The following is a 26,014-nucleotide window of genomic DNA, read 5'->3' as shown; positions in this document are numbered from 1 at the left end:
GGTTTATCGCTTTTGTTAATCGCTGAACGGATAGTCCCGCCGTTCCGGGTCGGCACGTAACGAAGAGTTGGATTCCCCCCAACCGAGCTCCGCCGATATCTTCTCGGCGGCTGCCCGGGTGCGTTCGAAGACGGCCTGCCGGTCGAACCGTGCCGCCTTCTGCGGCAGCAGCGGGACCGTGAGTGCGGCGATGACGGCACCGGTGTGATCGCGCACCGGCATGGAGATGTTGGTGCAGGCTTCGACGGCCAGCGAGGCCCGCATCTCGTAGCCGAGCCTGGCCACCTCGTTCAGCCGTGCCTCGATTTCGGCCCGCGTGCCCTGTCCTTCGCCGGCGGTCACGATGCGATCGACAATGCGGTCGCGCTCGGCCCGGTTCGAATGGGCGAGCAAGACCGCGCCTGAACTGGTTTCGAGGATCGGGAAATGCGACCCCAAGGCAACCGAGTAGCGCATCGGCAGCGGTGAATCGATCTGCAGCACCACGAGCGCGTTCTGGCCTTCGCGCACCACGAGGTGGCAACTCTGATCGGCATTGGCGGTCAACTCACGCATCACCGGCAGCGCGCATTCGACCAGCCGGTTTACCGGCGGGTGCATGTGCGCCAGCTCGAACAGCTTCAGCGACAGGCGGAAGCGGTCCGACTGCGTGCGAAAGATGTATCCGCGCTTTTCCAGCAGGAGCAGGATGCGGTAGATTTCGTGAATGGAGCGCCCGAGGCCGGCCGCGATCTCGGTCTGGGTCAGCGTTTCGGCGCTGGCTGCCATGAACTCAAGGACGTCGAGCGCCTTGTCTACCGCCGGCACACGATAGCCGTTGCGGCCGCTTTCGCTGTCGTCGAGCGTCTCGGTAACGCTGGCGGCCATCACGCAATGCTCCGTTCCGGTTGCCTGGTTTCGCGGTAGAGGCGATTCACATGGTCGGCGAGTTCGGCAGCCGAAATGTCGCCGGCAATGGCGGCCGCCGCATGCGGCGCGCATTCGCGGAAGAAGGCGATGAAGCCTGGATGCGTCGGACGCAGATAGGACGAACTGATCGTCGCAAGCGTCGAGCTGAAAAAATTGCCGGTGAGTTGGTTGACCTCGACATCCTTCCAGGCCGCCAGCGATCCCGGCTGTCCGCCCGACTTCACATAGTCGCCGCGTTGGTATTCGGGCGAGCACAGGAACACCGCGTAGTCGATCGCGGCCTGCTTGTGTTTCGACCGGGCGCTGACGCCGATGCCGGCACCGCCGAGCAAGGCTCCGGCGAAGTGCGGCGTCGGCACGTCGGCAAAGCGCAGACACGGCCTGTCGCTCTTGGAGGCATAGTTCACATAGCCGAACGCGAAAGGAACATAGACCACGTCGTCATGCGCGATCATGTGGTCATAGCAGCGGATCGGGTTCCATTTTGATGAGTTCGGATGCGACAGCGCCGCGAGCTCTCGCAATTGAGCGACGGCCTGCTCGACCGTCTCCCTGGCAATGAATTGCCCACCGTTCTCCTGTGGGCGGCCAAGCGTCAGAAGCATGCACATGGCATCCGTCGGGACCGAGGGCAGGCCGAGCCATTTGCCGTTCTTACGGGCGCGCCGACCAAGCTCGACCACCTCGTCATGTGCGCGCGGCACCGGCCCGTAACACTCCAGGAGATCCGGGCGATAGGACGCGACCTGACAAGCGGCATCGATCGGCAACGCCCATTGGCGTCCGTCCTTTGCGTAGGAGCGCCAGGACGCACCGACCGAATCGTGTTCGAAGAAACGGATTTGTTCGGCCGACAGATAGGCGTCGAACGGCACCATCAGCTCATCCTGCGCGATGTCGCCGATGAAGGGATGGTCGAGCACGACCAGATCGTAATTGCCGAGCACCGAACCGAGAGCACCCTCGCCGAATTCATAGAGGCTGCGGCGATCCCATTCGATTTCAAGGCCTGGATTGCCAGCGCAATACGGCGCCACGCTGGCGTCGAGCGGACCCCAGCAGCGTCGATGATCCCACGCAAGACCGCGCAGTCTTGTCATTTCAGGCAATTCCTCCCTGGAACCGAGCATGTCCGCCCGGCCCGCAGTCGTAGCACCTATTTTCACATAGACAAGTAACTTTTACATATGCAAATTACAGTTGGCTTCCTGACGGCTTCACGCCAGCCCGAAGCGTTCCACGGCGCGAATGATGCCACGCAGCTCGGCGAGGCCTTTCAGCCGGCCGATCAGCGAATAGCCGGGATTGATCCTGGTCTTGCCGATATCGTCGGCGAGCAGATGGCCGTGATCCGGCCGCATCGGAATGCGCCAGTCGGCGCGGCCCTCCTTCCGGCGCCGCGTCTCCTCCTGCATCAGAGCGAGGATGACATGCGCCATGTCGGTGCCGCCCTCCAGATGCTCGGCCTCATAGAACGAACCATCATCCTCGATGGTGATGTTGCGCAGATGGGCGAAATGGATGCGGCCGGCGAACTCCTTGACCATGGCGACAATGTCGTTGTCGGCGCGTGTCCCGTAGGAGCCTGTGCAGAACGTCAGGCCATTGGCGGGGCTGTCGACGGCGTTGAGGATGAAACGCGCATCCTCGGCGGTCGAGACGATGCGGGGCAGGCCATAGAGTGAGAAGGGCGGGTCGTCGGGATGGATGCACATGCGCACCCCCTCCTCTTCGGCCACCGGAATGATCTCGCGCAGGAACCACGCAAGGTTGTCGCGCAATTCCTTCGGACCGATCGTATCGTATTCCGCCAGGGCCTCGCGAAAACTGTCCCTGTTGTAGCTGCGCTCCGTCGCCGGCAGGCCGGCGATCAGGTTGCGCTCGATCCTGTCGATCGCCTCGCTGCTCAGTTCCTTCAGTCGCGCTTCCGCTTCGGCGATGCGGGCGGCACTGTAGCCGGCCTCGGCATTCCTGCGCTTCAGCACGAACAAATCGTAGGCCGCGAAATCGACCGCGTCGAATCGCAGCGCATAACCCGTTGTCGGAAGCCGATAGGCCAGATCCGTGCGGGTCCAGTCGACCACGGGCATGAAATTGTAGCAGACCGTCGCGATGCCGGCCTTGGCGAGCGCGCGGATGCTGTCACGATAATAGCCGGCGTAGCGCTCGCGTTCCGGTGCGCCGATCTTGAAGGAATTGTGGACCGGGATGCTCTCGACAACCGACCATGTCAGATCAGCGGCCTCGATGATCCGCTTGCGCTCCAGAATGCTCTCGAGCGGCCAGGCGCGCCCGTCATAGATATCGTGCAAGGCCGTCACCACGCCTGTCGCGCCTGCCTGCCTGACATGATCGAGAGTTACCGGGTCGTTCGGTCCATACCAGCGCCAGCACTGTTCCATGAAGCCTCCTCAATGTTAACAAGGCGACCATATTGTTGGACCACAGACCTGTCAACAAGCTGAATTCTTCTGGCGGCGATCCTTTTTCCCTCTTTTGCCGGGCGCCGATTGATTTCCTATCCGATTGGGCCTAGGCTTGGTCCAACAAATAAGGAGAGACAACCCTTGGATCAAGAAGCGACGGAAGATGCCGGAGTCAGCAGTTCGGCCGTCGACCAGACTGTGCGGCAGATCCTTGACCTCATTCGGAACCGCGCCATGTCCGTCGGCGACGTCCTGCCAACCGAGCGGGACCTTGGCGAGCTATTCGGCGCCAGCCGCAACACGATACGCGAGGCGCTGCGCACCATCCGCACCTATGGCCTGATCGACCCCAAGCCGCGTGTCGGCGCGGTACTGGCCGACCGCCAGAATATCGCGATCCAGAATTTCTTCGCCGCCCAGATGGATATTTCAAGGACCTCCTTTCACGACATACAGGGGTTTCGCCGCATCATCGAAGTGAGCATCGGCGACCACATCATCCTCAATGCCAGTGCCGCCGAACTCGATGTCCTGGACGAAGTCAACGGCCTGATCGAAACCAGCAAGGACGTCCAGGAAGCCGCGCAGCGCGATTTCGATTTCCATCTGGCGCTGATGAAGCTTGCCGGCAACCGCATGCTGGTGCAGACTTATCAGTTCCTGTCGCCGGTCATCCTGCACATCATGACCGTCGGCAAATCCATCCGTCCGGTGCTGAGCGAGACACGCCACGCCCATGGCGAGATCATCGCGGCTCTGCGGGCGCGCGACCGCATCGCTTACAGCTACCTGATGAGCCGACATCTCGATTTCGGCCTGCGCTTCGTTCCCGACGACCTCGAAAACGCTCGCACCTCGCCGGCGCTGCCGGACCCGACATCTTCCAAGGATTTGCAGCATGTCTGAGTTTGAGAACAAGGTTGCGCTGATCACCGGCACGACCGGCATCGCGCTCGCCACCGCGAAGCGTCTGGCGCAGGGGGGTGCCGCGATCGTCGCCTGCGGCATCGATGAGGCAGCCAATGCGGCCATGCAGGAAAGCCTCGCCGGAGCCGGAGCGAATGCGCTGGTGCAAACGGTGGATGTTTCGGTTTCCCACCAGGTTCGCGACGCGGTCGCGGCGGGCGTCAAGCGGTTTGGCGGCATCGACATCATCGTCAATTCCGCGGCGGTGCATCCCTACGGGACGGCGACGACGACCGACTGGGAAACCTGGAACCGGGCGATGGCGGTCAATGTCGGTTCGATCTATTTGACCGCGCATTTCGGCATCCCGGAAATGATCAAGCGAGGCGGCGGCGCCATCGTCAACGTCGCTTCGGTGCAGGGCTTCGCCTGTCAGCAGAACGTCGCCGCCTATGCCACGACCAAGGGGGCCATCCACACGCTGACGCGATCGCTGGCGCTGGACTACGCGGCGGCGGGTATCCGGGTCAATTCCGTCAGTCCAGGCTCGATCCGCACGCCGATACTCGAGAAGGCCGCGCGCGGCGACAGCGGCACGGATGCCGATGTCGAGGCTGCCTACAAGCGCTTCGGCGCGGCCCATCCGCTTGGCCGTATCGGCGAGCCGGAGGAGGTGGCGGAGCTGATCGCCTTCCTGTGCTCGTCGAAGGCCGGCTTCTGCACTGGCGCGGACTACAGAATAGACGGTGGTCTAACCGCCGGTATCGGTGTGAAGTAGGCCATGAAGATCGGTCTTGGCCTTTACCGGGAGTCGCTGACCCCTGATAATTTCCGCTTCGCCCGCCAGGCAGGCGCCACCCACATCGTTGCCCACCTCACCAACTATTTTCGCGGCCGCGATCCTTCGCTGTCCGCCGGCAGCGAAGCCGAGGGTTGGGGCGATTGCTCCAGCGATGAGCTTTGGGATTATGAGGATTTCGTCGGTCTGCTGAAGACCGTGCGCGACAACGGCCTGGAAATCGCCGCGATCGAGAATTTCTCGCCGCGTTTCTGGTCGGACGTGCTGCTCGGCGGTCCTGACAGGGCAAAACAGATCGAAGGATTGAAGCGCCTTGTTCGTGATGCCGGACGTGCCGGTATTCCCTGTATCGGCTACAACTTCTCGATCGCCGGCGTCTGGGGCTGGTCGCGCGGCCCATTCGCTCGGGGCGAGGCGATGTCGGTGGGGCTCGACCTCGCTGCCATCGATCCCGATCTGCCCCTCCCCGACGGCGTGGTCTGGAACATGCGCTATCGTGCCGGGCGGCCCAATGCCGAAACGGTAAAGGTCAGCAGCGATGAGCTTTGGCGGCTGCTCGACGTCTTTCTTCGCGAGATCATACCAGTGGCCGAAGAAGCTGGCGTTGTGATGGCGGCGCACCCCGACGATCCGCCGGCCGAGGCGCTGCGTGGCGCCGCGCGGCTCGTCAACCGGCCGCAGAAATACGATCGGCTGATGGGCATCGTCGACTCGCCGTCCAATGGGCTGGAACTCTGCCTCGGCTCGCTTCAGGAGATGCCCGGCACCGACGATATCTACGGACACGTCAGGCGCTTCGCTCGAAGCAAACGCATCGGCTACATCCACTTCCGCAATGTGCGTGGCAAGGTGCCTAACTATCATGAGACTTTCGTCGATGACGGCGACATCGATATGGCCGAAATCATCCGCATCCTGCGCGACGAAAACTATGAAGGTGTAATGATTCCCGACCACACGCCGGAGATGTCCTGCGACGCGCCCTGGCACGCCGGAAAGGCCTTTGCCTTGGGCTACATGCGTGCGCTGGTCCAGAACGCTGTGGCGCTGGGGCCTTCTCGGACCGCCCAAGCCACCAACATCCGGATGCAAGCCTCATGACAAAATCGACGCGCCTCTATGATCTCAAGCCTGGTGAGATCCACGTCGCCAGTGGCGCGTCGCCACGCTACGCGGTGGGGGCGAACTGATACCGACCTGAGCGACGATTCTCGATGTGTCCGTACCCCGCCAGTAGTAGTGCGGCCCTCGCGCCGGTTGCGATACGGCGCGCCATTCGCGGACTGAACGACGCCGCTTCAAGCGATCGCGCTCGGCTTCCGACCGGATTACGGCAAGCGTCGCCGGCGACCTGCCGCGCATCAGTCGAGCGATATGGACAGCCCCGCAAGAAGCGGCGCGTACGCGGCGAGCCTGCGGGATACGAATTCGGTGAAGAGCCTCACGCGCTTCGTCTTGCGTGTCTCCCCCTGTGTGAGGAGCCAAACTGTTCCGTACAGGTGCAGGTCGGTACCCGGCACCCTCGCCAGTAGGGGGTCGGCATCGCCAACGAAGCACGGCAGTGTCGTGATCCCGAGCCCTTGCCGTACGGCAACGATCTGAGCCTCGGCGTCCGAGGTCCTGAATGGAACCCCCGTGGCGCGGACCTCACCCTCGCTGGCCCAGTCCGGGATTCCATGAATGCTTATGACGATCCACCGGATGGGATCAGGCGCGCCCGCACGCCACGCGGCTAGTCGATCGCAGGACATGTAGACGCCGCCGAACAGCTCCGGTCCTTTCAGGCCGTGAAGATTGAGCGGCAGGGTTTTGCGGTCGTAGACGACGCGGATCGCGACGTCGGCCTCTCGATTGGTCAGATTTGCCAGCTCGCCGGACGACAAGATTTCCATCTCGATGTCCGGATGCAGACGCGCGAAATCGGCGAAGTCCGGCATGAGCAGATGTGTCGCCAGGGGTGGTGCCAGCGTCACCCGCAGAAGCCCGCGCACGCTCTGGTCGCGCCCGAAGACGCGCGTCTCCAGCTGGTGCGACGACGATTCCATCTGGTTTGCGAGTTCCAGGACCTCCTCGCCCGCGGCCGTCAGGCGGTAGCCCGAAGGCAGCTTTTCGAACATCTGCGCCCCTAGGCGTTCCTCGAGCTGAGCGATGCGTCGCAGCGCGGTCGAGTGATTCACCCCGAGGCGCTCGGCGGCGGCCCGCACTGAGCCTGCGCGTGCGACGGCAAGAAAGTAGCGAACGTCATCCCAGTCGATCATGGTGCAATCCAGCACCGCGCGGTGCGCCTTCCAAAGCCCCGTATCTAACACATCGAACAGCAGTGCGGGTGGTCAATAATGGCCTATGTCGACGAGTGCGGCCCAATTCCGAACGGCGGACACCGATCGTCGCGGCTGGCGTCAGTCGTCCAACCGGATCGATTTCGCACCACCGATGTGCGCGCTTCCGCACTCAACAACTGATACCGGCGGACCCATTTCGAGGTCCTCGGAGGCAGATGCTGTCCCGACAACACAAAAGGAGAAGTCATGGGAAAGCTTGAGGGTAAGGTTGCTGTGATCACCGGAGGATCGAGCGGCATGGCGCTGGCGAGCGCCAGGCGGTTCGTTGAAGAAGGCGCCTATGTTTTCATCACGGGCCGGAGACAGGAGCCGCTCGACGAGGCCGTCAGGCTGATCGGCCGGAACGTGACCGGCGTGCGCGGCGACGCGTCCAATCTCGACGACCTCGACCGCCTGTTCGATACAGTCAAGCGGGAAAAGGGCAAGATCGACGTCCTGTATGCGAGCGCCGGCACCGGCGAAGCCCTCCCACTGGGCGAGATTACCGAGCAGCACTTCGATGCGGCCTTCAACCTGAATGCGCGCGGCACGCTGTTTACGGTTCAGAAGGCGTTGCCGCTGTTCAACGATGGCGGATCGATCTTCATGACCGGGTCGGTTGCTTCGATCAAAGGTTTTCCTGGTTACAGCGTGTATGCGGCGAGCAAGGCGACGTTGCTCGCATTCGCACGCGGATGGCTCAACGAACTCAAGGGCAGGAATATCCGGGTGAACGTGCTGCACCCAGGGCCGATCGCCACACCGATGCAGGACCAAGTTCTCACCGAGGAGGCGAAGCAGATGTTCGAATCCCTGATCCCGCGGGGAAAGATGGGGCGTCCTGAGGAAATTGCGGCGGTCGCGCTGTTTCTTGCTTCAGACGATTCGAGCTTCGTGAATGGGGTGGAGTTGTCTGTCGACGGCGGCTTCTCGGCCATCTGAAGGGTCAGAGAATCAATATCAACACGGATCGGAGAAGCATTATGAACTACGCGATTGTAGGATTCGGTAAGATAGGCCAGGCCCTCGCCCACGCCTTCGCCCGTAAGAACATCGGCGTGACCGTCGCAAGCCGCCGGCCGCCCGAGGCGTTGGCGCCGCAGGCTCGGGCGATTGGACCAACGGTCGTCGCCAAGTCGCTGCGGGAAGCACTCGAGGCCGACACAATCATCTTGGCGGTCCCTTTCGGGGAGCATCGCGAGGTTGCGAAAGCCCTGCCGAGTTGGAAAGGCAAGACGGTCATCGACGCGATGAACGCGTTTCCTGTCCCTGAAGAGCTGGACGGCCTCCCGTCCTCCGCATTCGTCGCGAAGTCGTTCACCGGCGCCAAGTTCGTGAAAGGATTCAATCACCTGGTTGCGGCCACCCTGGCTACCGATCCGGTCGTCGAGGGCGGCCACCGGGTCGTCTTTCTGTCGAGCGACGACGAGGACGCGATCGCACCCGTGGCGGCCTTGGCCAAACAACTCGGGTTTGCACCCGTCAAGCTGGGAAAGCTCAACGAGGGTGGCGCGCTGGTGCACGCACGCGGCCGCACTTGGGGCCAGCTCATCTTCCAGGATTTGTTCAAGAAGGAGCAATAATCGATCTACGACCGCGTGCGATCGACGCCGAGAACTGGTCGCGCGCTAACCTCTTCGAGCAGCGCGCGACCGAATATTTGAAGGCCACAAGGTCGCGCAGCCAGATCCGTAGCTTCGGCGCTATGTGCCGGTGCTGCAACCAGTTGGTTTCTCAGTCGGCGGTGACCGGCGTCGTGCTTGCGGCTTTCGGCTGATCACCGACGGCAAAGACGGCACTTGCCTCGCTGACGATCGAGACGTGATTCTTGGCCGCGGTTCCGGCTGCGGTACCATCGCCGCGCAGGATGGCGGTGACGATGGCGTCATGCTCTTGCCAGGACTTGGCCAGGCGGCCGGCTAGTCTGAACTGCGCGCGGCGGAAGGGGGCGAGGCGGCTGCGCGTCGTGACGGTCAGCTCTTGGATGTGCGCGCTATGGGCGCCGCGATAGAGCCGGCTGTGGAATTCGGTGTTGAAGTATTCATAGTCTTCCTCGGCGCCCAGCCGCACCAACCTGGCCGAGGCTTGGTGTTCGATCTCGAGCGCGCGACGCTCGCCGCCGGTCATGCGTTCGGCGCAGAAGCGGGCGCAGATGCCTTCCAACTCGGCCATGCTTTCGAACATCGAGGCGAGATGCTCCTGCGTCACCACGGCGACGATCGCGCCCCGGTTAGGTCGCCTTTCGACAAGGCCCATGACGCTGAGCTGGCCAAGCGCCTCGCGTACCGGCGTGCGTGACACCTCGAAGCGGGCGGCGAGCGAAGCCTCGTCGAGCTTTTCACCAGGGCGCAGCACGCCGGTGACGATGCGGTCGCCGATCGCCCTCACCATCTGATCGACGGTCGTGCCTGACCGGATCAGGCTGCGCTTTCCCGACAAATCTGCTTCGCCTTCCGTGCTTCTACGTCCGAGCCATGAAATCAGTGCCGAACGGCGCGACCCGACTCGCCTCGCATCCTCTATGCCTATATTTTAATCCACCTGTCAAACTGGCTTCGTTTAAGGCAATAAGTGTATGCAATTGCCTTTCAATTGTGCAGCGCAAAAGATATTCATTCCTGATTTCATTATATAAATCTTCTGTTTTGAACTGGCACAGCGATTGCATGCACTTTCTCGAAAAGGCGTTAACCGACCCGGAGAGGGTCCTACAGGGGAGCATTCACATGACCGACCGATTCATGCTTAGCCGCCGCCAATTGCTCAAGACCACCGCCGCGGGAGCCGCACTCGGGCTTGCCTCCGCGGCCTTTCCCATCAGCAAGGCGTTCGCCGCGAGCGCCACGGTCGGCTTCATCTATGTCGGCCCGAAGGATGATTACGGCTACAACCAGGCGCATGCCGAGGGGGCAGCGGCGCTGAAAGGCATTAAGGGCATCACCGTCGTCGAGGAGGAGAACGTACCGGAGACGGTCGATGTCCAAAAGACTATGGAATCGATGATCAATCTCGACGGCGCCTCGCTGATCTTCCCGACCTCGTTCGGCTATTTCGACCCCCACATGCTGGCCATGTGCGCGAAATTCCCCGACGTTCAGTTCCGCCACTGCGGCGGCATGTGGAACAAGGATAAGCATCCGATGAATGCCGGCTCCTACTTCGGCTATATCGGCATGGGTCAGTATCTCAACGGCGTCATCGCCGGCCACACCTCCAAGACCAAGAAGCTCGGCTTCGTCGCGGCCAAGCCCATTCCGCAGGTGCTGCTCAACATCAACTCCTTCCTGCTCGGCGCGCGCTCGGTTGATCCGACGATCACTTGCCAGGTCATCTTCACCGGCGAATGGTCGCTGGCGGTCAAGGAGGCGGAAGCCACCAACGCACTGGTCGACCAGGGCGCCGATGTCGTCACCTGCCATGTCGACAGCCCGAAAGTGGTGGTCGAGACGGCAGCCGGCCGCGGCGCCTTCGTCTGCGGCTACCACGCCAACCAGAGCCCGCTGGCACCCGAGAAATACCTGACCGGCGCCGAATGGAACTGGGCCAAGGTCTACAAGATGTTCGTCGACGATCTCGTCGCCGGCAAGCCTTTGCCCAACTTCACGCGCGGCGGTCTGGCCGATGGCTTCGTCAAGATGAGCCCGCTCGGCCCCGCCGTCTCCGAGCCGGCGCGCAAACAGTTCGACGCCGCGCTGGCCGAAATGATGAAGGGCGGCTTCGCCGTCATCAAGGGTCCGCTGAACAGCAACAAGGGCGCTGTCGTGGCCACCGAGGGCCAGGCTTTCCCCGAGAACGCGATCGAACTCGAAAGCATGGACTATCTGGTCGACGGGGTCGTCGGCTCGACCGCCTGACCGAAAGGGAGCGGGGCGATGGCGGAGATAGTGACGGAAGCCGGCATGCCGGTGACATTCGGCACCAGGGGTCATCCGGCAGTGCTGGAATGGATGGCGCGGCGGGCGGAAGCATTCGTCATTCCGCTGGCGGCGCTGGTCGTCGGCATGGCCCTGTTCAGCCTGTTCATCCTGGCTGTCGGCAAGTCGCCGGTCCAGCTCTATGAAACGATGTGGCGCGGCGGCTTCGGCTCGTGGTTCTCGGTGCAGAACTCGCTGTCACGCGCCGCACCCCTGTTGCTGGCGGCGCTCTGCGTGGCGCTGCCGGCGCGGCTCGGCCTCGTCGTTATCGGCGGCGAGGGCGCCATCGTGCTCGGCGGCGTCGCCGCCGCGGCAGCAGGCACGGCGCTCGACGGCGCTCCCTCCTTCATCGTCATTCTCGTCATGGGCGTGGCGGGCATGGCCGCCGGCGGCATCTGGATAGGTGCCGTCGGCGCGCTCCGCCATTACCGCGCCGTCAACGAGACCATCTCCAGCCTGCTGATGGCTTATATCGCCATCGCCCTGATGAACCAACTGGTCGAAGGGCCGCTGCGCGACCCGGCCTCGCTCAACAAGCCCTCGACCCAGCCGCTGGCCGATATCTACCGCATCGGCAGCATGCCGGGCATGGAGGTACATTGGGGCCTTGCCGTCGGCGTCGTCGCCTGCGTTCTGTCCTGGGTGCTGATCGAAAAGACCCGCTGGGGCTTTGCCGCCCGCATCGCTGGCGGCAATGTCAGGGCCGCCCAGGTGCAGGGGCTTGCCGTCGGCTCGCTGATCGTCGGCTTCACCGGGCTGGCCGGCGGCTTCTCCGGTCTTGCCGGCATGCTGGAGGTCGCGGCGGTGCAGGGCAGCGCCAACGCCTCGCTTGCCGCCGGCTATGGCTATACCGGCATCCTCGTCGCCTTCCTCGCCCGCCACAATCCGCTGGCCATCATCCCGGTCGCCTTCCTGCTCGGCGGCATCGACGCCTCCGGCGGGCTGATCCAGCGCCGCATGGACCTGCCCGACGCCACCGTGCTGGTGCTGCAGGGCATGCTGTTCATCGTCATCCTCTTCAGCGAGACCTTCTATGGCCGCCTCAAGGCCTTCAACCCCGATCTGTGGCAGAGGAGCAGCTGATGGACGCCAGCGGGATCGGCCTGTGGGGCGTGCCGCTCGCCATCCTCGGCGGCGCGATCCGCGTCTCAACGCCCTTCATCTTTGTCTCGCTCGGCGAAGCCATCACCGAGCGTTCGGGCCGCATCAACCTCGGGTTGGAAGGCACGCTGGTGTTCGGCGCCATGGCCGCCTATGCCGTGGCGGTTATGACCGGCTCGCCCTGGCTCGGCCTCATCGCCGCCGCCTTCGCCGGCCTGTGCTTCGGCCTCTTTCACGGCTGGATCTGCAAATTCCCGAAGGTCAACGACATCGCCATCGGTATCGCCTTGATGCTGTTCGGCTCGGGCCTCGCCTTCTTCTTCGGCAAGCCGTTCATCCAGCCCTCGGCGCCCGACCTGCCGGCCATTCCGTTGGGCGCCTGGTCGGACATTCCGCAGGTGCAGGCAGCCCTCGACGTCAACGTGCTATTCCTGATCGGCGCCGCACTTGCGGTGTTCCTATGGTGGGCCTTCCGCAACACCCGCGCCGGCCTCATCGTGCGCGTCGTCGGCGACAGTTCCGACGCAGCGCGCGCCATGGGCCTCAATCCCAACACCGTGCGCCTGATCGCCACCGGCGTCGGCGGCGCGCTCGCCGGCATCGGCGGCGCCTATCTGTCGCTCTATTATCCCGGCAGCTGGACCGAACGCATCTCGTCGGGCCAAGGACTGATGGCGGTGGCGCTGGTCATCTTCGCGCGCTGGAACCCGCTTGGCTGCTTTGCCGCCGCCCTTCTGTTCGGCGGCGCCGGGGCACTCGGGCCGGCGCTGCAGTCGGTCGGCGTCACGCAAGGGTATTACCTCTTCTACGCCGCCCCTTACATCCTCACCCTGGTCATCATGATCGCCACGTCGTCGCCGACCCGTTCGCTCGCCGGCGCACCGAGCGAACTGTCGATCACCAAATGAGACCGGAGTTTTTGCCATGAACGCCAGAGCCGGTGTCACCCAGCGCTATATCGACGCCGATCCCTATCCATGGCCCTACAATGGCGAGCTTCGTCCCGACAACACGGCGCTGATCATCATCGACATGCAGACCGACTTCTGCGGGCCGGGCGGTTATGTCGATCATATGGGCTACGATCTGTCGCTGGTGCGTGCGCCGATCGAGCCGATCAAGTCGGTGCTGTCGGAGATGCGGGCCAAGGGCTACACCATCATTCACACCCGCGAGGGCCATCGGCCCGACCTCGCCGACCTGCCGGCCAACAAGCGCTGGCGCTCGCGTCGCATCAATGCCGGCATCGGCGATCCCGGCCCCTGCGGGCGCATCCTGGTGCGCGGCGAGCCCGGCTGGGACATCATCCCCGACCTCTATCCGGCCGAGGGCGAGCCGATCATCGACAAGCCGGGCAAGGGCTCCTTCTGCGCCACCGACCTGGAGCTGATCCTCAACCAGCGCGGTATCGAAAACATCGTGCTCACCGGCATCACCACCGATGTCTGCGTCCACACCACCATGCGCGAGGCCAACGACCGCGGCTTCGAATGCGTGATGCTGGAGGATTGCTGTGGCGCGACCGACTATGGGAACCATCTGGCCGCCATCAAGATGATCAAGATGCAAGGCGGCGTCTTCGGCGCGGTGTCGAACTCGGCGTCATTCGTCGCCCAACTGCCGTGAGGAACCGGGGATGATCAAAATCACCGGCAAGAAGGCCGTCGGCGTCGAAACCATCGGCATGACCATGCGGTTCGGCGCCTTCACGGCGCTCGACGATGTCTCGGTCAAGGTGCCGGCGGGATCATTCCACGCGCTGCTCGGCGAGAACGGCGCCGGCAAGTCGACGCTGGTCAAATGCATGATGGGTTTTTACCATCCGACCTCCGGCGACATGCTGGTCGACGGCCGCGAGGCGGCGATCGCCAGCCCCAAGGATGCCTCGGCGCTCGGCCTTGGCATGGTCTACCAGCATTTCACCCTCGTGCCGTCGCTGACCGGGGCGGAAAACCTGGTCATTTCGCGCGAAAAGGTGCCTGGCATCATTGACTGGCGCAAGGAGCGCGGCGAGCTTGCCATGTTCATGGACCGGATGCCCTTCAAGCTTCCGCTCGACGTCAAGGTGGCCGAGCTTGCCGCCGGCGAGAAGCAGAAGCTGGAGATCGTCAAGCAGCTCTATCTCGGCCGCTCCTTCCTGGTGTTGGACGAGCCGACTTCGGTGCTCACCCCCGGTGAGGCGCAGGAGGTGCTCGGCCTCGTGCGCGCCATGACCAGGGCGGGCGACCTCACCGTGCTGATGATCTCGCACAAGTTCCACGAAGTGACGGCGTTCGCCGACGACGTCAGCGTGCTGCGCAAGGGCAGGCTGACCGGCACCGGCCGCGTAGCCGACCTCAACCACAGGCAGATGGCGGCGATGATGATCGGCGACCAGCCGATCGCGACGCTCGACAGCCGCGCCGAGCCGAAGCCGGACGCCGAGATCGTACTCAAGATCAAGGCGCTGAAGGCGCCGGACCGCACCGGGCTGAAGTCGATCCGGATCGAGGATCTCGGCGTGCGGTCCGGCGAGATCGTCGGCATCGCCGGCATTTCCGGCAACGGCCAGAAGGAATTCCTCGAAGTGCTGGCCGGGCAGCGCCCGCGCGATGCCGGCGAAGTGATGGTGCGCGGCACCGCCTATGCGGCGACACGCGCCGAGGCGCGTGCGCTCAATGTCCGCCTCATTCCGGAGGAGCCGCTGAAGAACGCCTGCGCGCCGAAGATGACCGTGGCCGAAAACATCTCCTTCCGCACCTTCGACATCGACGGCAACGGCAAGCCGGTGAGCTGGATCAGCGCCGGCGCCATCAGGGCCTTCAGCGCCCGCCTGGTCGAGCAGTTCAAGGTCAAGACCGCCTCGCTGTCCTCGCCGATCGCCTCGCTGTCAGGCGGCAATGTGCAGCGCGCCGTGCTCGCCCGCGAACTCACCGGCGAGGTCGACCTTCTGATCGTCTCCAACCCGTGCTTCGGCCTCGACTTCTCGGCAGTGGCCGAAATCCGCGCCCGCATCATGAAGGCGCGCAATGCCGGCGCCGCGGTGCTTTTGATGTCGGAAGATCTCGACGAGCTACTGGAGCTGTCAGACCGCATCTTCGTCATGTCGGACGGCACTCTGGTCTATGAGACGCCGATCGCCGGTGCGAGTGTGCAGACCATCGGCGAGCATATGGCGGGGCATCACTGATGGCCGAAATCGATGCGCAGCCGTTTGCCTTTGCCTTCAAGCCGGAGTCCCTGGCGCTGGTCGTCATCGACATGCAGCGCGACTTCGCCGAGCCCGGCGGCTTCGGCGCCAGCCTCGGCAACGACGTCAGCCGCATCACCACCATCGTGCCGACGGTGAAGCGGCTGATCGAGGGGTTCCGCGCCGCCGGCCTGCCGGTGATCCACACGATGGAATGCCATCGTCCGGACCTTTCGGATTTGCCGCCAGCCAAGCGCAATCGCGGCAATCCCTCGATCCGCATCGGCGATGTCGGCCCGATGGGCCGCGTGCTGATCGTCGGCGAGCCGGGTACGGCGATCCTCGACGAGCTGGCGCCGCTGCCCGGTGAGATCGTCATCGAGAAGCCCGGCAAGGGGGCATTCTACGCCACCTCCTTCAACGAGGACCTCAAGAGGCTCGGCGCCGGGCAGCTGGTCTTTGCCGGCGTCACCACCGAGGTCTGCGTGCAGACGACGATACGCGAGGCCAACGACCGTGGCTATGAGTGCCTGCTCGCCGAGGACGCGACGGAAAGCTATTTCCCCGAGTTCAAGGCAGCGGCGATCGCCATGATCAGGGCGCAGGGCGCCATCGTCGGCTGGACAGCGACCACCGACCAGGTACTCAAGGGAATTGCCAATGCCTAATCTTGCCTTTGCCGGCCTGCTCGACGGCGGCTGGCGCGATCTGGCGTTCGAGCCTTTCCGTGACGGCATCAGTGTGCACTGGCTGCTGAAGGGCGGGCCGGCGGAGCCGTCGGTCGCCATCCTCAGCTACCGGCCCGGTGCCGGCGTGCCGCGCCACCGCCATGTCGGGCTGGAGACCATCGTCGTGCTGGAGGGAACGCAGAGTGACGAGAATGGCGACTATCCCACCGGCAGCGTCGTGCTGAATCCGGTCGGCACCGAGCATTCGGTGTGGACGAAAGACGGCTGCGTCGTGCTGATCCAGTGGGACCTTCCGGTGATCATTCTGGGAGAGTCCACATGAGCGAGGTCCGCTTCGACATAGGCAGTCTACATGCTGCCTATGCAGCCGGCGTCAGTGTTGCCGCCATGATCGATGCCGTTCACGCCCGCATCGCGGCGGCCGACGATCCCGGCATCTTCATTCATCTGCCCGGCAAGGCGGACATGCTGGCGCAGGCGCAAAAGCTCGGACCGTTCGATCCGGTGGCCAAGCCGCTGTGGGGCGTGCCGTTCGCGGTCAAGGACAACATCGATGTCGCCGGCATGCCGACAACCGCCGCCTGCGCCGAATATGCCTATATGCCAGAGGCGGACGCTACCGTGGTGGCCCGGCTGAAGGCAGCCGGCGCATTGGTGGTGGGCAAGACCAATCTCGACCAGTTCGCCACCGGCCTTGTCGGCGTGCGCACGCCGTATCCGATCCCGAGGAACGCGGTCGATGCCAGCTTGGTGCCGGGCGGATCCTCGTCGGGGTCCGCGGTGGCAACGGCGCGCGGCATCGTCTCCTTCGCGCTGGGCACCGACACCGCCGGGTCCGGCCGCATTCCAGCCGGCCTCAACAACATCGTCGGGCTGAAGCCGACGGTCGGCGCGCTGTCGGCCGCCGGCGTCGTGCCGGCCTGCCGCACGCTCGACTGCGTCTCGGTGTTCGCATTGACCGTCGACGACGCCTATCGGGTGTTCTTGGCGGCGGCGGGGCGCGACGCGGCCGATCCATATTCTCGCGACATCGCCGTCCAGCCGCTCGCCGTACGCCCGCCGGTGCTGAGCGTCGGCATCCCGGCTAAGGCCGACCTGAAGTTCTTTGGCGATGCGGCGATGCAAGCCGGCTTCGAGGCCTCGCTTGCCACGCTGTCGCGGCTCGGCTGCCGGCTGGTGGAAATCCCCTTCGGCGATTTCTACGCCACCGCCAACCTTCTCTATGAGGGCGCCTGGGTGGCCGAGCGCTATGCGGCGATCCGCGATTTCATGGAGGCCAACGAAGCGGCCCTGCATCCGGTGACACGCAAGATCATCGGCGGCGCGCGCAACCTTTCGGCGGCGGACGCTTTCCGCGGCCTCTATGCGTTGCAGGCCTACAGGGCGAAGCTCGCTCCCGTCATCGCCTCGGTCGACCTGTTCTGCGTGCCGACCGCGCCGACGCACTACACCACCGCCGCCGTGCTCGCCGATCCGATCGACACCAACAGCCGCCTCGGCACCTACACCAATTTCGTCAACCTGCTCGACATGTGTGGCATCGCCGTGCCGACAGGCAAGCGCGACGACGGCCTGCCGATGAGCGTCACCTTGCTGGCGCCGGCCGGCCGCGATGCGCTGACAGCGGCGCTCGCCCGCGACCTGCATGCGGCGAGCGGCCTTTCGCTCGGCGCAACCGGCTGGCAGCAGCCGGGTTTTCTGCCTTCAGCTTCATCAGCCGATGATGGCATGATCGATCTCGTGGTTGTTGGCGCGCATCTTTCGGGAATGCCGCTCAACGGCCAACTGAGCCAGCTCGGCGCACGGTTCTCGCGCTCGGCAAAGACATCCGCCGCCTACAGGCTCTATGCGCTGGCTGGCCAGTCCGTGCCCAAGCCGGGGCTGCTCCGTGTCGCAGAGGGCGGCGCTGCCGTCGAGGTCGAAGTCTGGCGGCTGTCGGCCGATGCCTTCGGCCGCTTCGTCGCGGCCATCCCGCCACCGCTCGGCATCGGAACCATCGAGCTCGATGACGGCAGTTCGGCCAAGGGCTTCCTGGTCGAAACCGCTGGCCTCAGCGGTGCGTCCGACATCTCGTCCTTCGGCGGCTGGCGCCGCTTCGCCGGCCCCAGCAAGAACTCGGCCCCGGCAAGAACATAGCAGACCAAAGCGATCAGCACCGAAAGGCCCACTGCCCCGTCGCTCACACCCCAATTGTTAGACGAGACGGATAGCGCCGCTCTTTAGGCTGAAGAGTGCTGTCAATCGCGTTGCCGCCAGCCCTCAGAGCCCTCGACCTCGGAATTTTTGCGTCGGTTGGCTCTGCAATACGCGCGGTTTTACGCTCGTCACGCCATCCTTGGGCGTCGTTCTCGACTTTCTTGCGCAGGGTCTCTTTCGCTTTCGACATTGGCGCATCCTCCTGCCAGTCTGTCGTTTGGTCGAAAAAATACAAAGCCGCGGACTCAACCCCCGCCCTGTTTAAGAAGCCGGGCCTCGCGCAGGATCGATGCCCTGTCCGTCCCGACCAATGAAACGATCTCACGGATTTGGCTCTCCGTCACTCCGCACTCGCGCGCCAGCGCCCGCACGGCTTGCGGGGTTATGACCGGGCGTCTGGTTTCTTCGTCAGCCACTGCTCATTCCTTTCAGTTCGAAAGGGAACGCTCCAGTTCATCCGGCAGGCGGTGGCCTGTCGGATGGACCTCTCCTATAACTTGACCCTGGCTGTTACTTCCGCAACCCGGTGCAGTTCTCCACCCTGCCCTCGAACAAGGGTTTGGTCGTGAATCGTCGCGGCATTGGGATTGGGGGGAGCTGCTTTGCGCGCCATGCGGTCCTCCTTTGGACTTGTTTTGCGACGGGTTGCTGAGCAACCCGCGGTAAGCCGACAGGTTCCATTGAACCGGGATTCCAGGCCAATTTCTTCGACGGGAGCCGCTTGTTTCGCGCTGCCGCAGTCCTTCGCCGAGTTTCTTGGGGTGTTTGCAAATGGGACGCCGCAACGCACGACGTCCGAGTGCTGGAGGTTGTCTTGGGACCGACCGTTGCGCGGTCAATGGAACTCCTTTTCGGCGACGCCCTTGTCAGGACATCCCGTCGCGATAGTTCCTAGAAAAAGGGGGAATGCCGCGACCAACAGGAGCCAAACCATGAAACACCAGACCCTCCACGAACTGCAGACAATCGCAGATGTTAAACCCACGGCGCAAAGCGTCGTCATGACCAAAACACAGAGGATCGAACGTTGGGCGGAGCTTCTCGAGCGGAACCCCTCGCGATCCCTTGGAGCGCTTGTTGGCACTGAACATCTTCATCCCAAAGTCCGTGAGGAAGCACGCACGGCTGGATCGGCTATTACCGTTGCATTCGAGGATCCGCTGCTGCGTGCATCGGGTCTCCAGGATGACAGCTATGGGGAGGCAAAACGCTTTTTCCAGCTGGGCGACTGGCAACTGCACGAAATCGTCTGCAGCTGTCACGTCGGGACTACGATGCAAGCGAGTTGGGCCGCCGTCAGGGTGCGTAGGACCATTCGCGGAAGCAGGTTCACGGCTTGGCTGAGAACTGTTCTGCTGCACTGAACCGGATGCGCGGCGTTTTCACGGACGTTCGGCGATCTGTCAAGGGAGGATAGTTCCCCGCACGTTGTGACCCCGGATGTCCTGCACAGGCCCCGAGCGACGAAACGGAACGCGGCAGAACCACCCGTTGGTTGATAATGAACCTGGCTCTCCAGGCGGCTTTCGTCGGGACCGTCATCCGGATGGAGGTGCCGCGGGCCGGACAGCCCTGCTGGTGATAACGCGCGGGATGGCACACGGGCGCATTGTCATCCTGTGGTTGGTTGGGCGGCGGCACAGGCCAGCGGCACGCCGATACCGTCAGTGCACAGCGCGCTCGGGTTTGGCAAGCGACAGAGTGGAGGTTACGATGCCCAACACCGCCGAGATACTTGTCGACACGCTGATCGCATGGGATGTGCGCGTGATCTTCGGTCTTCCTGGAGACGGCATCAACGGGATCATGGAGGCGCTGCGCACCAGACAGGACAAAATCCGTTTTGTTCAGGTGCGGCACGAGGAGTCGGCGGCGTTCATGGCGACGGCCTATGCAAAATGGACCGGCAAGCTCGGTGTCTGTCTCGCCACCTCCGGACCGGGTGGCACCCATCTGCTGACCGGCCTCTACGACGCAAAGCTCGATCAGGTGCCGGTCCTCGCCGTAACCGGAATGCAGTTCCATGACCTGATCGAGACCTTCACGCAGCAGGATGTCGATCTGACCCGCGTCTTCAACGACGTCAGCGTCTTCAACGCTCATGTCGCCGATGCGGCGCACATGGAAAACGTCGCCAGCCTGGCCTGCCGCTCCGCGCTTGCCGGGCGCGGCGTTTCCCATCTGTCGATAGCAAGCGACGTGCAGGAACAGACATCGGCGAAGCGCTCACCGCGCAACCTTCCAAGGCACACGCCTAACCGATGGTTCGAAGGCAGCAAGCAACCCGGCGAGGCCCAACTCGATCTCGCGGCAAACATTCTCAATGCGGCCTCGAAAGTGGCGATCCTTGCCGGGCGTGGCGCCCTCAATGCCAAGGCGGAACTCGAGAAAACCGCGAAGCTGCTCGCTGCGCCCGTTGCCAAGGCCCTGCTTGGCAAAGCCGTGCTGCCGGACGATCATCCGAACGTCGTCGGCGGCATAGGAATATTGGGAACGCTGGCCTCCCAGGAAATAATGGAGCAATGCGAGGCGCTGCTGATCGTCGGCTCAACCTTTCCCTACATTGAATATTACCCCAAGCCAGGCAAGGCGCGCGGGGTCCAGATCGACCGCAATGCGCAGCGCATAGGTCTGCGCCATCCCGTCGAGGCTGGCCTCGTCGGCGATGCGGCCGTCACGCTGCAATTGCTCAATGAAAGGTTGAAGCAGAAAACAGACAGGTCATTTCTCGAACAGGCACAGCAGGGTGTACGGCGCTGGCGCGGCATGATGGCCGAAGCGGAAAGCAAGGACGACGTGCCGCTCAAGCCGCAGCGCGTGGTGAAGGCATTCGGCGACCGCATGCCGGCCAACGCCATCCTCGCCACCGACTCCGGCCAGAATACCGAACTTGCCGCCCGACATATCGATATAAAGGCGGGTCAGGACTTCGCCGTCTCCGGCTCGCTGGCATCCATGACCTGCGGATTGCCCTATGCGATCGCGGCCGGCATCGCCTTTCCTGGCCGACCGGTTTTCGCCGTGGTTGGCGACGGTGGGCTGGCCATGCAGCTTGGCGAATTTTCGACGGCGGTGCGCTACAAGATCCCGCTCAAGCTTCTGGTGATCAAGAACAACATGCTCAACCAGATCGCGTGGGAACAGATGATGTTTCTCGGCAACCCGCAATTTGCCTGCGAACTGCAGCCGATCGATTTCGCCATGGCCGCACAGGCAATGGGCGGTATCGGCTACAGCGTTACCCGGCCCGAGGACGTTGAGGGAGTTCTGGATGCAGCTTTCGCAGCCGAAGGTCCGGTGATCATTGAGGCAGTCGTTGACGCCTATGAGCCCATGCTGCCGCCGCGCATGCCCGAGGAGTATCGCAAGAACATGCGCACCGCGCTGAAAGAAACGCCGGGTCGACAGGAGATAGAAACAAACCTCGCCCAGGAGCCTCTGAAGACGATGATGGGTTGACAGGGTGGAAGCACGTCGCCACTCATTTCCGACGTGGGCGCCTCGCCCGACGGGCGCCGTTGTCTTTTGAACGCTCGGCGACCGGGGCTGCGAACCATAACTCTTCCAGCGCGTTTTGCTCTGTGTCTGCTAGGGGCGCTGAAAGGTTGTGGTTGTCGATGAAAACGCCCGGTCAACAATCCAATGCACCTTCGCCGCGCAAAGGCATGCCAAGTCCCAAGCTAGCAGAAGAAGAATTCAAGACACGATATCTGGGCCAGTTTGAAGATCCGGCATTTCGCGGCCTCGACTCCGAATTGTCCAAGATTGCTGAAGTCGCGTGGCAGGCTTATGCCGCATCCCGTAAGAGCCCTATCACCAGGAAAGCCGGAGAGGGATTTACCGATCCTGATTACGAGCTTTCGGTGGACTGGTTAGCGGCGCGCGATGCCATCCAAGCCGCGCAGGCAAGACATGACGCCCCTTCCAAGACACCTCGGATATTGCTCGTCAATGCGTCCTCGCGCAGCGAGCATACCTGTCCTGGGGAAATGTCGAAGAGCTACCGGCTGGTCGAACTGTCCCGGGACGCGATCCTGGACGAAGGCGATTTCGAAATTGAGATATTGGACCTATCCCGCCTCGCTTCGGAATACGGGCGCAAGATCCATCCCTGCAAGGCATGTTTCTCGACCGCGGCTCCGCTGTGCCATTGGCCGTGTTCTTGTTATCCAAACCACTCCCTCGGTCAAACGCAGGACTGGATGGCTGAAATCTATCCGATGTGGGTCGCGGCGCATGGGATCATGATCGTCACTCCGGTCAATTGGTATCAGGTGACCTCCCCCCTGAAGCTGATGATGGATCGCCTGGTCTGCGCGGACGGGGGAAATCCGGACCCGACAGCCACCCACGGCAAACACGCGGATGAAGCGAAGGCGATCGAAATGGCCGGGTGGAACTATCCGCGCCACCTGCAAGGCCGACTCTTCTCTGTGGTTGTTCATGGCGACGTCGATGGTGTGGAGAATGTCCGGCATTCGATATCGGATTGGTTGCGCTTCATGAAACTGGCGCCGGCCGGTCCACTGGCAGAGGTTGACCGCTATATTGGCTACTGGAAGCCCTACGCTACGAGCCACCTTGAGCTGGACGCGGACAAAGACATTCAAAACGAGGTCCGAAATGCTGCAAGAACGCTGGCTCAGGCCGTCAACGCCCAGCACCAAGGCAGTTTTTTCATAGCCGGCAGCGATTTCGCGGAGCCAAGAGAAAAATAGTTGGCCAATCCAGCAGCTTGGGCACTGGCTGGCTCAAAAGCTACCGGATTGTTTGAATTAGCGCCTTGTTGAAGATCCCGATTTGGCGCGGCGCGTCTTGTTGGGAATCAGTCTCCACCCGTTGGCGTGAAGACCGCGAACAAATTCCTCCAGGTAAGGGAGCAACTCTAACAAAAGAACGAGGATCATAACCGTGGCAACGTAACCAACGGGCAGTGGCTCGGGTTTCCAGGCAATCCCGAACCGAGCAGGTTCTTCTCCAAAACCGAACAACGCCTGAAACTGCACCCAGTGAAGCGATATCACGCTGACAATTCCAATCAACGGAATCATCTCTAGAAAACTATGCACGTGCTGCTCAACTGGCGAGACGGTTCGGGCCGTGGTCGCATAGCTGACGTCAAACATGGCAGTTGCCTCATGCACAACGAAAGCCACCAGCCGGCAGATGGCTTCAAAACGCGACGGCTGGGCGCAGCTCGGCATGCAGGTCGAGCGACGGCAGCGACTTCAGGTGCCTGCCCCATGGCTGTCATGTTGGTTGTTTGACCTCCTCATGGTGTCAACCTTGATAAGCGGCGTGCTGGGCCTGCCCAACAAGGTCGGGAAGTCCCCGCTTTCCGAACCAACGACGGTTCGACGCGGGTCAGTTCGGACGTTTGGGGCTCGGCCCCCCTCTCCAGATAGGTGGAAAGGGCGATATAGCTGCGGGTCAAAGTAAGGGCATGCGGCACGGTTTGGCCCGGACCATGCCAACGCGCTCTGCCACAAACTCGCGCTGCTTCGTATGGCGCGTTTGGGGAAGCATTCGGCCGTGACCACCATTGCGAGAGCCACATAACTTTGCAGCCAGAATCTCAAGATGTCTCCGGCGGTCGCCGGTCATCTATTGTCAACGCCGGGAAATCTCCAATCCGTCATTCACCGGCCTTTATCAGAGCTCGGAGAAAGAAAGCGTGGCTCAGACTGCAGATCGCCGAATACATCTACGAGCCAGTTGATGAATATCCGAAGACGTCGTGAAACGTGACGCTGGCCGGGATAAAGAACCGAGAGCGGTGTCGGCGTCGGCGGATTGTTGGGCAGGATGTCAATCAGGGATCCTGACGCGAGTTCCTCCTCGAAACGAAATCGGGGAGCCTGCACAAGTCCGAATCCGGCGCGCGCCAATGCCGCGCTGGTATCGGAACTATTGACGGTCAGAGGCGACGAAAGGGTCACGTGATGGACCGATCCGTTGTCGGTGAATTCGAGGGGCAACACTATCCCTGCCCGGGACGATACGAACCCGATCATCCGATGTCCCTGAGAGTGGAGATCTTCCAGGCAGGCGGGCGTGCCGTGCTTTGCAAGATAGTCCGGGCTTGCCACCGTGACTTCTTCGAGCAGCGCAAGACGACGTACAACCATGCCGCTGTCGTCGAGCTCTCCCGCTCTCACCACGCAATCGACGCCTTCGCGAACAAGGTCCACCAGCCGGTCGCCATCGCCGATATGCAGCGTGAGCTCGGGATATCGGGCCGTGAACTCAGAAAACCGTGGCAGGAGCAATTGGCGAAAAAGATTGCCGTGCACATCGATACGTAAGTGCCCCTTTGGAGGCGAGGCGGCGAACTCGTCTTCCATAGCTTCCAGATCGCGGATCAATGCGCGGCACCTGTGGTAGTAAGCGTCCCCGTCCATCGTGGGAGCGACGTGCCGCGTCGTTCGCTGCAGAAGCGACACGCCAAGCCGGCGTTCGAGCGCCTTGATAGTGTTGGTCGCGGTGGCCCGGGGAATACCGATGTCGCCTGCGGCGGAGCTGAAGCTGCCGCGCTCAACGATCCTCACGAAAAGGCGCATGCTATTCAGTAGGTCCATTCTAACATTGTTATCGCCAACGGAATTATCTTGTCAATTTAGCTCTGATTATTAATGCGAGGCGTGAGCCTAGACATAGGCTCTCATAAGATAGGAGAGACGGCTGACCTCCGAGCATCTCTCAGAAATAAAGGAAGCAGAAGTGAAGTTCTCCAACGCAACCATCCTTATCACCGGAGGCAACTCGGGCATCGGCCGCGGCCTTGCAGAAGCCCTCGCTACTCTCGGCGCAAAGATCATCATCACTGGGCGCAACAAGGATCGGCTTGAAGAGGTGGCCGACGCCAATCCCGGAATGTCCGCCTATCAGCTCGATGTCGCCAACGTCGTTGACCTCAAGGCATTCGCCGCCAAAGTCATTGGGAACCACCCTGACTTGAATGCCGTCATCCACAACGCCGGCATCCTGCCGTACGAGAATGTCCTGGCAGAGCGCTACGACATGGAAATCGTAGACAAGGTCGTTGTTACCAACCTACTGGCTCCGATCCGGTTGACCGCCGAACTCCTGCCGCACCTCCGCTCCAAGGCGGAAGCAGCAATCGTCACAGTATCATCCGGGCTGGCCTTCGTGCCCCTCGCGTCCGCGTCCGCATACAGTGCGAGCAAAGCCGGCCTACACTCCTGGACCCAGAGCCTTCGCCACGAGTTGCGGAACACAAGCGTCTCGGTCGTCGAGATCGCCCCTCCGCTGGTGGCGACGGAACTGACGCCTGGGCAGTCGAGCAATCCACATGCGATGCCGCTTGATGCCTTTGTCACGGAAACGGTCGGGCTATTGTGTGCGGATGTCACCCCGAAGGAAGTGCTGGTTCAGCGCGTCTTGCCGCAGCGCACCGCCGAACAGACCGGCAGCTTCGACAAGGTGTTCAATCTCATCAATCCGTCGTGATCACTCCGCAGTCACAGGCTCTGTCCCGGACTGGCTTGTCTCGTTTGGGCAACCGCATCGTCGGCGCTCGGCGGACCCCGACGCGCGCGGATGGTGTTCGCCATCATTCCCGGC

General features: G+C 62.7%; 25 protein-coding genes. 17 read left to right on the top strand and 8 right to left on the bottom strand.

From position 1 onward, the window contains the following. Window positions 1–15 precede the first annotated feature (15 nt). The 3 genes from NKG99_RS09475 to uxuA all read right to left on the bottom strand — a co-directional run bounded on the left by NKG99_RS09475 (window position 16) and on the right by uxuA (window position 3,311). The gene (locus tag NKG99_RS09475; protein ID WP_352866691.1) at window positions 16–867 is read right to left on the bottom strand and encodes an IclR family transcriptional regulator; all 852 of its coding nucleotides are present in this window, start codon (window positions 865–867) and stop codon (window positions 16–18) included. Continuing rightward, window positions 867–2,009, bottom strand: coding sequence for an ABC transporter substrate-binding protein (locus NKG99_RS09470; protein ID WP_352866690.1), 1,143 nt, complete (start codon window positions 2,007–2,009; stop codon window positions 867–869). Before NKG99_RS09470 ends, NKG99_RS09475 begins: the two co-directional genes overlap by 1 nt. A 117-nt stretch (window positions 2,010–2,126) precedes the next feature. Beyond that, complete coding sequence (gene uxuA, locus NKG99_RS09465) at window positions 2,127–3,311, bottom strand: mannonate dehydratase (protein WP_352866687.1); 1,185 nt, start codon at window positions 3,309–3,311, stop codon at window positions 2,127–2,129. 165 nt (window positions 3,312–3,476) lie between these two features. Between uxuA and NKG99_RS09460 the strand changes: the two genes are divergently transcribed. The 3 genes from NKG99_RS09460 to NKG99_RS09450 are packed head-to-tail and all read left to right on the top strand — an operon-like array spanning window position 3,477 to window position 6,141. Continuing rightward, a complete protein-coding gene (locus NKG99_RS09460; protein WP_352866684.1) occupies window positions 3,477–4,241 on the top strand; it encodes a FadR/GntR family transcriptional regulator in 765 nt (254 codons plus the stop codon). Continuing rightward, the gene (locus NKG99_RS09455) at window positions 4,234–5,019 is read left to right on the top strand and encodes an SDR family NAD(P)-dependent oxidoreductase (RefSeq protein WP_352866682.1); all 786 of its coding nucleotides are present in this window, start codon (window positions 4,234–4,236) and stop codon (window positions 5,017–5,019) included. The genes NKG99_RS09460 and NKG99_RS09455 overlap by 8 nt, the downstream gene beginning before the upstream one ends. Window positions 5,020–5,022: 3 nt before the next feature. Continuing rightward, on the top strand, window positions 5,023–6,141 hold the full coding sequence (locus NKG99_RS09450) for a mannonate dehydratase (protein ID WP_352866679.1): 1,119 nt from the start codon (window positions 5,023–5,025) through the stop codon (window positions 6,139–6,141). Between the two features lie 260 nt (window positions 6,142–6,401). Here the strand turns inward: NKG99_RS09450 and NKG99_RS09445 are convergent, their stop codons facing one another. After that, a complete protein-coding gene (locus NKG99_RS09445) occupies window positions 6,402–7,298 on the bottom strand; it encodes a LysR family transcriptional regulator (protein WP_352866676.1) in 897 nt (298 codons plus the stop codon). A 270-nt stretch (window positions 7,299–7,568) separates the two neighbouring features. Here NKG99_RS09445 and NKG99_RS09440 point away from each other — a divergent pair, with 270 nt between their 5' ends. Both NKG99_RS09440 and NKG99_RS09435 read left to right on the top strand, forming a co-directional pair. Next, entirely contained in the window at window positions 7,569–8,303 is a 735-nt protein-coding gene (locus NKG99_RS09440; RefSeq protein ID WP_352866674.1) for an SDR family NAD(P)-dependent oxidoreductase, read from the top strand. Between the two features lie 41 nt (window positions 8,304–8,344). Continuing rightward, entirely contained in the window at window positions 8,345–8,944 is a 600-nt protein-coding gene (locus tag NKG99_RS09435) for an NADPH-dependent F420 reductase (protein WP_352866671.1), read from the top strand. 151 nt (window positions 8,945–9,095) lie between these two features. On the opposite strand, the gene NKG99_RS09430 is transcribed toward NKG99_RS09435, so the two are convergent. Then, window positions 9,096–9,752, bottom strand: coding sequence for a GntR family transcriptional regulator (locus NKG99_RS09430; RefSeq protein ID WP_502913073.1), 657 nt, complete (start codon window positions 9,750–9,752; stop codon window positions 9,096–9,098). Between the two features lie 335 nt (window positions 9,753–10,087). Between NKG99_RS09430 and NKG99_RS09425 the strand changes: the two genes are divergently transcribed. Genes NKG99_RS09425 through atzF form a run of 8 tightly spaced genes read left to right on the top strand, consistent with a single transcriptional unit; the run spans window position 10,088 to window position 18,370 of the window. Next, the gene (locus NKG99_RS09425) at window positions 10,088–11,215 is read left to right on the top strand and encodes a BMP family ABC transporter substrate-binding protein (protein WP_352866669.1); all 1,128 of its coding nucleotides are present in this window, start codon (window positions 10,088–10,090) and stop codon (window positions 11,213–11,215) included. Window positions 11,216–11,260: 45 nt separating this feature from the next. Continuing rightward, window positions 11,261–12,358: an ABC transporter permease gene (locus NKG99_RS09420; RefSeq protein WP_352866888.1), complete on the top strand. Its 1,098-nt coding sequence runs from the start codon at window positions 11,261–11,263 to the stop codon at window positions 12,356–12,358. Then, complete coding sequence (locus tag NKG99_RS09415; protein WP_352866667.1) at window positions 12,358–13,284, top strand: ABC transporter permease; 927 nt, start codon at window positions 12,358–12,360, stop codon at window positions 13,282–13,284. Before NKG99_RS09420 ends, NKG99_RS09415 begins: the two co-directional genes overlap by 1 nt. A 16-nt stretch (window positions 13,285–13,300) precedes the next feature. Then, window positions 13,301–14,002, top strand: a complete 702-nt coding sequence (gene biuH / locus NKG99_RS09410; protein WP_352866664.1) for a biuret amidohydrolase — start codon at window positions 13,301–13,303, stop codon at window positions 14,000–14,002. Between the two features lie 10 nt (window positions 14,003–14,012). After that, a complete protein-coding gene (locus tag NKG99_RS09405; RefSeq protein WP_352866661.1) occupies window positions 14,013–15,545 on the top strand; it encodes an ABC transporter ATP-binding protein in 1,533 nt (510 codons plus the stop codon). Next, on the top strand, window positions 15,545–16,213 hold the full coding sequence (locus NKG99_RS09400; protein ID WP_352866659.1) for a cysteine hydrolase family protein: 669 nt from the start codon (window positions 15,545–15,547) through the stop codon (window positions 16,211–16,213). Before NKG99_RS09405 ends, NKG99_RS09400 begins: the two co-directional genes overlap by 1 nt. Next, a complete protein-coding gene (locus NKG99_RS09395; protein ID WP_352866657.1) occupies window positions 16,206–16,556 on the top strand; it encodes a cupin domain-containing protein in 351 nt (116 codons plus the stop codon). Before NKG99_RS09400 ends, NKG99_RS09395 begins: the two co-directional genes overlap by 8 nt. After that, entirely contained in the window at window positions 16,553–18,370 is a 1,818-nt protein-coding gene (gene atzF, locus NKG99_RS09390) for an allophanate hydrolase (protein WP_352866655.1), read from the top strand. The genes NKG99_RS09395 and atzF overlap by 4 nt, the downstream gene beginning before the upstream one ends. A gap of 43 nt (window positions 18,371–18,413) precedes the next feature. Here atzF and NKG99_RS09385 read toward each other — a convergent pair whose 3' ends face one another. Continuing rightward, window positions 18,414–18,620 (bottom strand): hypothetical protein, encoded by a 207-nt coding sequence (locus NKG99_RS09385; RefSeq protein WP_352866652.1) that lies wholly within the window; start codon window positions 18,618–18,620, stop codon window positions 18,414–18,416. A 742-nt stretch (window positions 18,621–19,362) separates the two neighbouring features. On the opposite strand from NKG99_RS09385, the gene NKG99_RS09380 reads away from it, so the two are divergent. From NKG99_RS09380 to NKG99_RS09370, 3 genes are all read left to right on the top strand, one after another. Further along, a complete protein-coding gene (locus NKG99_RS09380; protein WP_352866650.1) occupies window positions 19,363–19,794 on the top strand; it encodes a hypothetical protein in 432 nt (143 codons plus the stop codon). Between the two features lie 349 nt (window positions 19,795–20,143). Beyond that, window positions 20,144–21,889, top strand: a complete 1,746-nt coding sequence (locus NKG99_RS09375; RefSeq protein WP_352866648.1) for a thiamine pyrophosphate-dependent enzyme — start codon at window positions 20,144–20,146, stop codon at window positions 21,887–21,889. Between the two features lie 158 nt (window positions 21,890–22,047). Then, window positions 22,048–23,148: an NAD(P)H-dependent oxidoreductase gene (locus NKG99_RS09370; RefSeq protein WP_352866646.1), complete on the top strand. Its 1,101-nt coding sequence runs from the start codon at window positions 22,048–22,050 to the stop codon at window positions 23,146–23,148. A 57-nt stretch (window positions 23,149–23,205) separates the two neighbouring features. On the opposite strand, the gene NKG99_RS09365 is transcribed toward NKG99_RS09370, so the two are convergent. Beyond that, window positions 23,206–23,556 carry a hypothetical protein gene (locus tag NKG99_RS09365; protein WP_352866644.1) on the bottom strand — a complete coding sequence of 117 codons (351 nt, stop codon included), beginning with the start codon at window positions 23,554–23,556 and terminating at the stop codon, window positions 23,206–23,208. A 513-nt stretch (window positions 23,557–24,069) separates the two neighbouring features. Continuing rightward, window positions 24,070–24,990: a LysR family transcriptional regulator gene (locus NKG99_RS09360; RefSeq protein WP_352866642.1), complete on the bottom strand. Its 921-nt coding sequence runs from the start codon at window positions 24,988–24,990 to the stop codon at window positions 24,070–24,072. Between the two features lie 160 nt (window positions 24,991–25,150). Here NKG99_RS09360 and NKG99_RS09355 point away from each other — a divergent pair, with 160 nt between their 5' ends. Next, window positions 25,151–25,900 (top strand): SDR family oxidoreductase, encoded by a 750-nt coding sequence (locus NKG99_RS09355; protein WP_352866640.1) that lies wholly within the window; start codon window positions 25,151–25,153, stop codon window positions 25,898–25,900. Window positions 25,901–26,014 lie beyond the last annotated feature (114 nt).

It is taken from the genome of Mesorhizobium sp. M1409 (genome assembly GCF_040317535.1).
GTDB lineage: Bacteria > Pseudomonadota > Alphaproteobacteria > Rhizobiales > Rhizobiaceae > Mesorhizobium.
Note: the sequence above shows the minus strand (reverse complement) of the source record. Positions and strands in the feature narration are given on the sequence as shown.

What these genes read in the sequence shown, in the direction of transcription:
- atzF (WP_352866655.1), top strand. Translation starts at nt 16,553, where the DNA reads ATGAGCGAGGTCCGCTTCGACATAGGCAGTCTACATGCTGCCTATGCA.
- NKG99_RS09430 (WP_502913073.1), bottom strand. Translation starts at nt 9,752, where the DNA reads ATGGTGAGGGCGATCGGCGACCGCATCGTCACCGGCGTGCTGCGCCCT.
- uxuA (WP_352866687.1), bottom strand. Translation starts at nt 3,311, where the DNA reads ATGGAACAGTGCTGGCGCTGGTATGGACCGAACGACCCGGTAACTCTC.
- biuH (WP_352866664.1), top strand. Translation starts at nt 13,301, where the DNA reads ATGAACGCCAGAGCCGGTGTCACCCAGCGCTATATCGACGCCGATCCC.
- NKG99_RS09425 (WP_352866669.1), top strand. Translation starts at nt 10,088, where the DNA reads ATGACCGACCGATTCATGCTTAGCCGCCGCCAATTGCTCAAGACCACC.
- NKG99_RS09395 (WP_352866657.1), top strand. Translation starts at nt 16,206, where the DNA reads ATGCCTAATCTTGCCTTTGCCGGCCTGCTCGACGGCGGCTGGCGCGAT.
- NKG99_RS09400 (WP_352866659.1), top strand. Translation starts at nt 15,545, where the DNA reads ATGGCCGAAATCGATGCGCAGCCGTTTGCCTTTGCCTTCAAGCCGGAG.
- NKG99_RS09440 (WP_352866674.1), top strand. Translation starts at nt 7,569, where the DNA reads ATGGGAAAGCTTGAGGGTAAGGTTGCTGTGATCACCGGAGGATCGAGC.
- NKG99_RS09445 (WP_352866676.1), bottom strand. Translation starts at nt 7,298, where the DNA reads ATGATCGACTGGGATGACGTTCGCTACTTTCTTGCCGTCGCACGCGCA.
- NKG99_RS09385 (WP_352866652.1), bottom strand. Translation starts at nt 18,620, where the DNA reads ATGTCGAAAGCGAAAGAGACCCTGCGCAAGAAAGTCGAGAACGACGCC.
- NKG99_RS09375 (WP_352866648.1), top strand. Translation starts at nt 20,144, where the DNA reads ATGCCCAACACCGCCGAGATACTTGTCGACACGCTGATCGCATGGGAT.
- NKG99_RS09435 (WP_352866671.1), top strand. Translation starts at nt 8,345, where the DNA reads ATGAACTACGCGATTGTAGGATTCGGTAAGATAGGCCAGGCCCTCGCC.
- NKG99_RS09415 (WP_352866667.1), top strand. Translation starts at nt 12,358, where the DNA reads ATGGACGCCAGCGGGATCGGCCTGTGGGGCGTGCCGCTCGCCATCCTC.
- NKG99_RS09380 (WP_352866650.1), top strand. Translation starts at nt 19,363, where the DNA reads ATGAAACACCAGACCCTCCACGAACTGCAGACAATCGCAGATGTTAAA.
- NKG99_RS09365 (WP_352866644.1), bottom strand. Translation starts at nt 23,556, where the DNA reads ATGTTTGACGTCAGCTATGCGACCACGGCCCGAACCGTCTCGCCAGTT.
- NKG99_RS09360 (WP_352866642.1), bottom strand. Translation starts at nt 24,990, where the DNA reads ATGCGCCTTTTCGTGAGGATCGTTGAGCGCGGCAGCTTCAGCTCCGCC.
- NKG99_RS09405 (WP_352866661.1), top strand. Translation starts at nt 14,013, where the DNA reads ATGATCAAAATCACCGGCAAGAAGGCCGTCGGCGTCGAAACCATCGGC.
- NKG99_RS09475 (WP_352866691.1), bottom strand. Translation starts at nt 867, where the DNA reads ATGGCCGCCAGCGTTACCGAGACGCTCGACGACAGCGAAAGCGGCCGC.
- NKG99_RS09455 (WP_352866682.1), top strand. Translation starts at nt 4,234, where the DNA reads ATGTCTGAGTTTGAGAACAAGGTTGCGCTGATCACCGGCACGACCGGC.
- NKG99_RS09420 (WP_352866888.1), top strand. Translation starts at nt 11,261, where the DNA reads ATGCCGGTGACATTCGGCACCAGGGGTCATCCGGCAGTGCTGGAATGG.
- NKG99_RS09470 (WP_352866690.1), bottom strand. Translation starts at nt 2,009, where the DNA reads ATGACAAGACTGCGCGGTCTTGCGTGGGATCATCGACGCTGCTGGGGT.
- NKG99_RS09370 (WP_352866646.1), top strand. Translation starts at nt 22,048, where the DNA reads ATGAAAACGCCCGGTCAACAATCCAATGCACCTTCGCCGCGCAAAGGC.
- NKG99_RS09450 (WP_352866679.1), top strand. Translation starts at nt 5,023, where the DNA reads ATGAAGATCGGTCTTGGCCTTTACCGGGAGTCGCTGACCCCTGATAAT.